The 9,542-nt window shown below is 74.2% G+C and carries 5 protein-coding genes; 3 read left to right on the top strand and 2 right to left on the bottom strand.

Going from position 1 to position 9,542, the window contains the following annotated elements; translation table 11 throughout:
- Window positions 1-129: 129 nt before the first annotated feature.
- Together ACI8AF_RS06155 and ACI8AF_RS06150 are read right to left on the bottom strand one after the other, a co-directional pair.
- Window positions 130-2,454, bottom strand: coding sequence for a family 43 glycosylhydrolase (locus ACI8AF_RS06155; protein ID WP_456538798.1), 2,325 nt, complete (start codon window positions 2,452-2,454; stop codon window positions 130-132).
- An 88-nt stretch (window positions 2,455-2,542) separates the two neighbouring features.
- Window positions 2,543-3,052 carry an HAD domain-containing protein gene (locus ACI8AF_RS06150; protein ID WP_456538797.1) on the bottom strand — a complete coding sequence of 170 codons (510 nt, stop codon included), beginning with the start codon at window positions 3,050-3,052 and terminating at the stop codon, window positions 2,543-2,545.
- Between the two features lie 163 nt (window positions 3,053-3,215).
- On the opposite strand from ACI8AF_RS06150, the gene ACI8AF_RS06145 reads away from it, so the two are divergent.
- From ACI8AF_RS06145 to ACI8AF_RS06135, 3 genes are all read left to right on the top strand, one after another.
- Entirely contained in the window at window positions 3,216-3,821 is a 606-nt protein-coding gene (locus ACI8AF_RS06145) for a hypothetical protein (RefSeq protein ID WP_456538796.1), read from the top strand.
- A 104-nt stretch (window positions 3,822-3,925) separates the two neighbouring features.
- Window positions 3,926-6,205 (top strand): putative bifunctional diguanylate cyclase/phosphodiesterase, encoded by a 2,280-nt coding sequence (locus tag ACI8AF_RS06140; protein WP_456538795.1) that lies wholly within the window; start codon window positions 3,926-3,928, stop codon window positions 6,203-6,205.
- Window positions 6,205-9,519 carry a tetratricopeptide repeat protein gene (locus ACI8AF_RS06135; RefSeq protein ID WP_456538794.1) on the top strand — a complete coding sequence of 1,105 codons (3,315 nt, stop codon included), beginning with the start codon at window positions 6,205-6,207 and terminating at the stop codon, window positions 9,517-9,519. The genes ACI8AF_RS06140 and ACI8AF_RS06135 overlap by 1 nt, the downstream gene beginning before the upstream one ends.
- Window positions 9,520-9,542: the final 23 nt, after the last annotated feature.

Below are 9,542 nucleotides of genomic sequence, written 5' to 3'. Positions count from 1 at the left end.
CCCCACCCCCACCCCCCCCCCCCAAAACCCCCCCCCCCCCCGCCGCCCCCCCCCCCCCCCCCCCCCCCCCCCCCCCCCCCCCCCCCCCCCCCCCCCCCCCCCCCCCCCCCCCCCCCCCCCGGTCGTGGTTCAGTCGGCGTAGACGCGGAGGTAGTCGAACTGCGACGTCGCGGCGGCCTGCGCGGGGTCGGTCCGGCCGTGCGAGACGAGCCCGATGCGCAGGTCGGAGCCCTCGGGCAGGGTCCACACCCCGCCGACCACCCAGGTCTCGCCGTCCGTGCTGGTCGACGCCTGCAGCAGGCGCTCGCCGTTCGCGGCCGTCCGGTGGGTCAGCCGCAGCCACGTCGTGTCCGCCGGCGGGCCGATGATCGTCCCGCCGTAGGAGAGCCGACCGGCGTAGGGCATCTCCTTGCCGAACTCCGTCTGCCGGGTGTTCCAGATCGCCACGTGCGACAGCCGCGCGAAGAGGTCGTCGTCGACGTAGGCGATCAGGCCGCCCTGCTGGAAGTTGCGGACGGCGTCGGTGCCGAGGTCGATGCTCAGCCGGGTCTCGGCCGTCCAGTCGCCGTCCGGCACGTCCCGCAGGAGCACGCCGGCGTCGTTGCCGCTGCCGGTCAGGTCGGCGGCCTCGACCGGCCAGGAGAGCTGCCCGCCGGACAGGGTGACCTGCGGGTCGCGCACCGCCTCCCAGCCGTCGGCCAGCGCGGCTCCGTCGAACTCGTCGCTGTACTCCGGCAGCAGCTCGCCCGGCTGGGGGCCGGGAACCCGCTCGGTCACCAGCTCGGCGGCCGGCAGCGCGGAGAGGTTGTCGAACTGGACGCCCTCGCCCCTCGCCGTCGCACCGGCCGGGCCCTCCGCTCCGCCGCCGGGCACCGTCAGCTCGGCCCGGGCGAGCGGGTCGAAGAGGCGCGCGTGGGTCAGCTCCGCGGTGGCCACGCCGTCGCGGACCTCGAGCACCAGGCTGTGCCAGTCCTCGTGCTGGTAGCCGGGCGGCAGCGGGGAGGTCTGCTGACCGGTCACCCGGTTGCCGTCGAGCGTCCGCAGCACGAGCGTCCCCGCCGCCGGGTCGATCACCGCCTCGACGGTGCCGCGCTGACCGTGCCGGCCCCCGGCCAGCAGACCGTACTCACCGGTGGACCCGGCGGTGCTGCGCACGTCCGCCTCGACCCGGACGTCGGCCGGCAGCGAGGCACGGCTGAGGATCGTGTGGACGCCGTTCCCCTTGGTCGCCAGCGACGTCCCGGCCTGCGCGTCCTCGACCGTCCGCCACCCGCCGGCGGTCGCCCACGCGCCGTCGGCCCCGTCGCTGAAGTCGGTGACGGGGCCGGTGGCCGGGCCGGGCTGCTCGTCGTCCGACGCCCACGCGCCCGCGCGGACGGTCGGCCAGCCGTCGATCCAGTCGAGCCGGTCGATGAGCATCGGCCGCTCGTTGATGCCGTCGGTGCCGGTCAGGTACGGGTCGCCGCGGTCGATCGCGTGGTAGACCGCCCAGTCCTGGCCGGCGAGGTCGGTCACGACCGCGTTGTGGCCGGTGCCGATCCACCGGTTGCCGTTCTGGGCGAGCACCGGCGTCCCGCCGGCCCGCGACTGGTTCAGCGGCACGCCCTCGCGGTCGACGTACGGCCCGGTCAGGCTCTGCGAGCGCCCGACGTGGACGCTGTAGCCCGTGGTCGGGCCGGCGCAGCAGTTCGCCGACGACGCCATCAGGTACCACCAGCCGTCGTGCTGGACGACGTAGGCGCCCTCGTACTTGTTGTCGATGGCCACCCGGGTCGCGGTGCCGACCGCCTCGGTGCCGTCGTCGTCCAGCTCGGTGACCCAGATGCCGCCGTAGTAGGAGCCGTAGAACAGGTACTCCTCGCCGTCCGGACCGCTCACGTGGTGCGGGTCGAACGTCCACAGATAGTTGTCCGGCCCCTGGCGACGGGGGTCGACCACCGGGTCGCCGGAGTCCGTCCAGGGACCGGCGGGGGAGTCGGAGAACGCGACGCCGATGGCGTTGTCGCCCGTCTCGGCGGACATGGTGGTCTCGGTGACGACGTAGTACAGCCGGTACTGCCCGTCCACGTAGCGGATGTCGGGCGCCCAGAGGCCCGCGCCGGCCTCCGCCCAGGCCGGCTTGGTGGCCTCGGTGAAGGCATCACCGACGTACTCCCAGCTCACCAGGTCCTGCGACCGGGAGATCGGCAGCAGGTGCCGCTCCGTGTCGCCCTCGCGCAGGGGATCGGTGGTGCCGTAGGCGTACCACCAGCCGTCCTTGCCGCGGATGACCGCGGGGTCGGCGTAGGTGTCGGCGACGGGCGCGCTGACCGGGTTGGTGTAGCTGGTCGCGGTGGGCTCGACCGGGCCCGTCGGCGGCGCCCCGGCCGCGGTGCCCGGTGGGGCCAGGAGAGCCAGCCCCAGAGCGGTCGCGGTGACCGCGACGGCACCTCGGACGCGGGTGGACGTGAACACGGCGTTCCCCCTGTCACCTTTACAACGTTGGAACGTGACGGGGGTCACCGTAACGAGTCCTGGGGATTCCGCATCTCGAAGCGGTGGGTCAGAGCCAGGCCTCGATCTCGTCGAGCTGCTCGTGGGTGAGCCCGTCGTAGAGGTCCGGCGCGACCACGAGCACCTGCGGGTGGGCGGCCAGCCACTCGCCGGTGTCCTCGGCCTGCTCGGCCAGGTCGTCGTCGATCCAGACGATCCGCCGGTCCGGCTCGGCCTCGGCGACCGCGCGGGCGGCGGCCAGCTTCCACCACCCCGACAGTCCGGTCAGCCGGCCGAGGAACCCGACCGGCGCGGCGTCCTCGCGGTCGTGGGTCCTCAGCCCCCGCGGCAGGCCCATCGGCTCGGCCAGCAGCCGGTCGGCGTCCGTCGTCCACGTGGTGAGCCACTGGATCTCCACCCGGCCCGACTCGTGCCACTCCCGCAGCCGGGCGGTCACGGTCGGGTCCCACGACAGCACGAACCCGTGGAACGTCCCGCGCCGCCAGCCCTCGGGCAGCTCCTCCCGTGCCGCGTTCAGCACGCCGTCGACGTCGAGCAGCAGGATCGGGACGTCGGCCATGGTGCGATGGTCCGCCGGGTCACCGTCCGCAGTCGCGCCGACGTGCTTCCGATCCGGCTCGCACACCGCCCGCTCCGCGCCCGCCGCGGGCGTCTCCCGGAGTGGGACGCTTCGTTCCGGAAGGGATGCTTCCCGTCTCTCCGCCCGGCCGAGGTGAGGCCCGATGTCCAGAGCGGCAGTGCGCGCATGGTCCGCCGTCGGCGCGGTTCTCGCCGTCCTCGCCGGGTGTGGCAGCCAGGACGGCGGTGACCGGGACGGCGGCGGCGCGGCCGCGGAACCCGCTCCCGACTGGCGCAACGCCGCCTACACGATCACCTGCGACGGCATCGTCCCCGCCGGGTTCCGGGCTGCCCTCGTCGACGGCACGACGCGGGTCCCCGCCGACGACACCCGGCCGCCGTTCTACGCGTACTACGACGTCACGTACGAGGGCGAGACCAGCGGCGACGTCGACGGGGACGGCGCGGACGACACCGTCGTCCTGCTCGAGTGCTCGCCGCAGCCGTCCAACGGCATCGTGCAGGAGGTCCAGGTCTTCACCGCCGACGGCGACCTGCTCGCCGAGCTGCCGAGCCCGCGGCTGCTGCGCGAGGGGCTCCACCTCCCGCCGCTCTACGACCCCGAGGGCCTCTCGGTCGAGGACGGCGACGTCGTCGCCGCCATGCTGGCCTACGGGGCCGGCGACTCCCACGCCAGTGGACCGTCGGTGCCGATCACCGTGCGCTGGCACTGGACCGGCGAGGAGTTCGTCCGCGTCCACGAGGGGTAGCCGCGGGAGCCACCCCCCGCACGGGTGAGGCCGTTCTCCAGCCGGCCCGCCGACGGGTCGATGACCAGTGCGAACAGCGCTGTGTCGCCGACCCGAGGACCGAGATGAGCAGCACCGCCGTGCGCCGGCTCCTGGTGCGCCCCACCGAACCGGTCGCCTACACCCGGTGGCTGTTCTTCGTCATCGCGCTGGGCTCGTTGCTCACCGTCGTGCCGGGCGCGCTCATCGGGGCCGGGCCCGCCCGCGTGGGCCTGCTGGCCGGCTCCACCCTCGCGCTGACCGCCATCTGGACCCACCGCTACCGGTCGCGCCGGGCGCTGCTGCTGCTGGACGTCTGCGACGGCCTGGCCACGCTGGGGTTCGCGCTCGCCTGCCCATGGCCCGCGGTGGCCTTCGGCATCGTGTTCCCGGCACTGTGGTTCCGCGGCATGTACGACCGCACGCGGCGGGTGGTCTTCCACGCCGCTCTCATCGCCGCTGCGATGATCACCGCACCCCTGATCTGGGGCATCGTCCCCGGACAGCCCGAGGTGACCGACAGCGCGCCCGTCTTCTCCACGCTGCCGGTGCTCGGCCTGACCGCTCTCGGCGCCCGGCACCTGGCCCTCGGCATGCTCGAGCGCCAGCAGACCCGCGGCCGCGACGCCGCGCTGCGGGAGCTGGGCACCAACCTCCTCGGCGTGACCGATCCGAAGGCGATCCGCGCCCAGGGCTGGCGCGCCGTCGAGGACGTCGCCCGGTGGACGCCGGGCCTGAGCGTCCTCGCCGTCGCGGTGGAGAAGCGGACGCTGCGCGTGGTCGAGCAGACCGGCGACCTCGGGTTCACCTCGCTGCCCTTCGACCTCGTCCGCGGGGGCGGGAACGAGGTGGAGGAGATCCTCGAACCCGGCGTCCTCGAGGACGTCGCCCGCCGCTGGCTGCGGATCCCGCTGCCCTACTTCCCGGGGCACTCGAAGCTCTTCCCGGGCGCGTTCATGCTGGTCGGGGCGCCGGACGGTGTCCCCGGCGAGGCCGTGAACGCGCTGCAGTCGCTGAACAACCAGGTCGCACTGGCCATGCGCAGCAGCCAGGCGCACCGCGACCTCGAGGCGCAGGCGCTCACCGACGCCCTCACCGGGCTGGCCAACCGCGCCGCGTTCACCGCCGCGCTGGAGGAGGCGGCACGGGCGTCGGTCGGCCGGAGCTGGGTGCTCTTCCTCGACCTCGACGACTTCAAGGTGGTCAACGACGGGCTCGGGCACGCCGCCGGCGACGAGCTCCTCCGCCACGTCGCCACCCGCATGCTCGGCGCGCTGCGCGAGCAGGACCTCTGCGCGCGCCTCGGCGGCGACGAGTTCGGCGTCCTGCTGCGCGACGCCGACGAGGCGGAGGCCGGAGCGATCGGCCAGCGGCTGGTCGAGCTGCTGTCGGCGCCCGTGATGCTCGAGGGCCGGCGCACCCAGGTGGGCGCCAGCGTGGGCCTCGCCCGCCTGCAGCCTGGGACGACCGGCAGCCAGGTGGTGCAGCACGCCGACATCGCGATGTACGCGGCCAAGGCGGCGGGCAAGAACCGGGTCCAGTCGTTCACGCCGGCCCTGCTCTCGGACACCTCGGCGCTCGAGGCGGAGCTGCGGCGCGCGGTCGACGAGGACCAGTTCGTCGTCCACTACCAGCCGATCGTCTCCACCACCGACGGCCGCTGCGTCGCCGTCGAGGCGCTGGTCCGCTGGGCGCACCCGGTTCTCGGGCTGCGACTGCCCGGCGACTTCCTCGACGTCGCCGAGCACACCGGCGTCGTCATCCCGATCGGGGAGCAGGTGCTCCGCCAGGCCTGCGCCGACCTCGCCACCTGGGACGACGGCGACATCGCGCTGCACGTCAACGCCTCGCCGTCGCAGCTGGCGCACCCGCACTTCGTCACCGTCGTCCGCGACTGCCTGGCCGAGCACGCGCTGGCGCCCAAGCAGCTGATCATCGAGATCACCGAGTCGACCGTGCTCGACTCCCCGGCGGTGCAGGGCACCCTCGACGTCCTCGCCGGGCTCGGCGTCGGGATCGCCGTCGACGACTTCGGCACCGGTTACTCGGCTCTGACGACGCTGCGCACCCTGCCGGTCGACGTCGTGAAGATCGACAAGTCGTTCGTCGCCGGCGCGGCGACCGTGGACGCCGACCAGGCGGTCATCGAGGCCATCGCGCAGATGGCCCACCGGCTCGGCCTGGAGACCGTGGCCGAGGGCGTGGAGCGCCCCGACCAGGAGGACTTCGTCCGGCGGGCCGGGATCACCGCTGTCCAGGGGTGGCTGCACCAGCCGCCGGTCCCGGCCGCGCAGTTCGCCGCGTGGCTGGCCGGGGAGTCACGTCCGCTCAAGGCCGGTGGCCGTCCGGTCGAAGCTCTCCGGTGATGAGCACTCCGGCGCAGCCTCCGTTCCTGGGCGATGAACGTCGCACCCTGGTCGACGACCTCGTCCGCGCTTTCGACGAGGTGGCCGAGTCCGGCGTGCCGCAGTGGTGGTCGCTCGAAGCACCGCCGGGCTGGGGCAAGACGCGGATCGCGCAGGAGCTCTACGCACGCCTCGCCACCGACCGCCAGCCGGACCCGCACTACTGGCCGCAGTCCCTCACGCAGGTGGGCGAGGGGCCTGCCATCGACGGTGAGGGGCTCCGCAAGCGGGTCGCGCCGGATCTCCTGTCGGCCGATCGGCAGGCCACGCCGCCGTACTTCTGGTGGGGCGTCTCCTGCCTGAGCCGGCCGGGAACCGAGTTCGAGGCGCTGGTGGTCGATCTCGACCAGTTCCGGCGGCACGGTCCCGGGCTGGAGCGCCGCTGGGCGGAGCTCGCCTCGCGCGGGGCCCGGCTGCGCAAGCGCCTGAAAGGGCGCGCAGGGGAGCTCGCCGAGACCGGGGTGGGGGAGGCGGTCGGTGCGGCGGCGACCGCGGCGAACCTCGCGGTCCCCGGACTCGGACTGCTGGTGCTCGTCGGCAAGTGGGCCGTCCAGCGCGGTGTCCGCGAAGTGCAGGACCGTCGGGCCGGAGAGGTCGGACCCGCGACCGCGGGCGCGTCCGTCGTCGACGAACTCGCCCCGGCGATGGAGCGGCTGGGTGCCGTCGGGTTGCCGCTGGTGATCGTCGTGGAGGACGCGCACGCCGCGGACCCGACGCTCGTCGAGCTGCTCGCCCGCTTGCTCGCTGCCCAGGAGTCCCGGGTCCTGCTGATCACGACGTCGTGGAGCGGACTCCTGGACGAGGCGCACCGCCCGAGTGCAGAACTGCTGGCGCGCGTGCCCGCCGAGCGGACGAGACGGTTCCGGGGCGGCGTAGACCTCACCGACCTGACCGTGGACGAGCGGGCGGCGCTCGCGCGCAACGCCCTGCCCGCCCTCGACGGGGTGAGCGGTCGGCTGCTGGCCGAGCGCTATGCGAACCCGTGGGCGCTGCAGACGGCGTGCCGGCTGGGTGCGGTCCGCCGGGGTGCGACCCGCGGTGCGCTGTCGGCGGCGCTCGTCGCGCAGCTCCCCGACGACGTGTCGGGGCTCTACAGGCAGCTGTGGCAGGAGCTGCCGCCCGCGGTCCGGGAGGCGCTGACCCTCTCCGTGCTGTCCGCGCCGACGTCCGTCGGCGGGCAGCTGACCTTCGGCGAGGACCGGTGGGATCCCGCTCTCGTACAGGCCGCGATCGAGGCGGAGGGATGGCTGCGCGAGGAGACCGGCCCGCTGCTCGCCGACCTCGACCGCGCGCAGGACGCCTACAGCTGGGTCCGCACCGTCGAGGACTGGCTGCAGCGCTTCCACGACCCGGCCCAACGGGACGTCGCGCTCACCGCCGCGCGCGGCGAGTACGGGGAGGAGGAACGCCGCGCCCTCTACGCCGCTCTCCTGGCGCGACACGACCCGGCGCAGGAGCTGAGCCCGGTCCAGCGCCGCCACCGGGACCGACTGGTGCTGGCCCTGGCCGCCGAGGGCTTCGTGGACACCGGCGAGGAGAGCGTCCTGGGCGCCGCGACACGGACTTGCGAGACGCTGGCCGCCAGCCCGGCCGTGGGCGACCAGAACCAGGTGCTGGCAGTCGCCGAGTTCGTCCTGGCCAAGGCGGGGAACTCGACCGATGAGCGGCTGCTGGACCTCCGGGAGCGCCGTGGTGACGCGCTGCTGGAGACCGGGCAGTACGGCCCAGCGGTCGAGGTCTACCGGGAGCTGCTCACCGATCGCCGTCGCGTCCTCGGCGCAGAGGCACCGGAGACCCTGGCCACCCACCGCCGCGTCGCGGTCGCCCTGGCCGAGTCGGGACAACTCGCTGCCGCGATCGCGGAGTGCCGGGACCTCCTGGCCGAGCAGGTGCGCGTCCTCGGCGCTGACGCGGAGCCGGCCTTCACCACTCGCAACGACCTCGCCACGTTCCTCGGCCAATCGGGTCAGGTCGAACCGGCGGTGGCCGAGTTCCGCCGGCTGCTCGCCGACGAGGAGCGTGTCCTGGGTCCTGGCTCGCCGGCCACCCGGGCCACGCGCGCCAACTTCGCGGTCTGGCTGTCGCGAGCCGGCGAAGCGCAGGCGGCGATCGACGAGCTGAGGGCACTGCTCACCGACCTGGTGCGCACGGAGGGCCCGGACGCCGACGGCGTCCTGACCACCCGCAACAACTTCGCCTCCGCCCTGGCACGCGCCGGACAACGGGAGGAAGCGGTCGCGGAGTTCAGGCAGCTGGTCGCCGACCAGGAGCGGGTGCGGGGCGCCGACGCACCGGACACGCTCACCACCCGCCTGAACCTGGCCTATGCACTGGGGCAGGCCGGGCGCGTCGACGCGGCACTCGCCGAGGCGCGTGCCCTTCTGGAGGACCAGGTGCGCGTGCTCGGGGCCGATGCCCCGCACACCCTCGTGTCCAGGCACAACGTGGCATCCCTGCTCGGGCAGTCGGGCCAGCACGAGGCGGCGATCGCCGAGTTCCGGCGGCTGCTCACCGATCAGGAACGGGTCCACGGCCCTGACTCGCCGACCAGCTTGGTCGCGCGCAACAACCTCGCCGCCGCCCTGCGCCACTCCGGGAAGACCGAAGCGGCGATCGCCGAACTCCGGACCATGCTCGTCGACGCGGTCCGGGTGCTGGGCGCGGACGCTCGGGAGACCCTCAGCGCGCGGAACAACCTCGCCTCCTGCCTCGCGGACGCGGGTCAGGTCCAGGAAGCACTCGCGGAACTGCGCAGGCTGTTGGCCGACCAGGTGCGCGTCCTCGGGCCGGAGGCACCGGAGACGTTCGGCACGCGCAGCAACATCGCGTACTGGACGGCCGGCTCGGGGGAGGTCGACGCGGCGCTCGCCCAGTTCCGGGAGCTGCTCGAGGACGAGGTGCGCGTCCTCGGGCCGGACGCGCCGGAGACGTTCACCGCCCGCAGCAACATCGCGTACTGGACGGGCGACTCCGGGAACGCCGAGGCAGCGCTCGCGCAGTTCCGCGAGCTGCTGGCCGACCAGGAGCGGGCGCTCGGGCCGGACGCCCCGGCCGTCGTGAGCACGCGGGGGAGCATCGACTACTGGTCGGGTGTGCTGGAGCAGGCGGAGTCGCTGGCCGCCACCATCGCCCGGATGGTCGACAGCGGTGAGCTCTCGCTGAACGACGTCGTCCACCCCCGGCGTGCGGGAGACGGGCCAGCGAGACCCGCCGCACACCGGAGCCGGAAGCCGACCCGCCGTCCCAAGCGGAGTCCCCGGCGCCGGCACCGCTGAGCCTCGCGAACAGCCGTGGTCGC

The organism is Blastococcus sp. SYSU D00669 (genome assembly GCF_054050715.1).
Note: the sequence above shows the minus strand (reverse complement) of the source record. Positions and strands in the feature narration are given on the sequence as shown.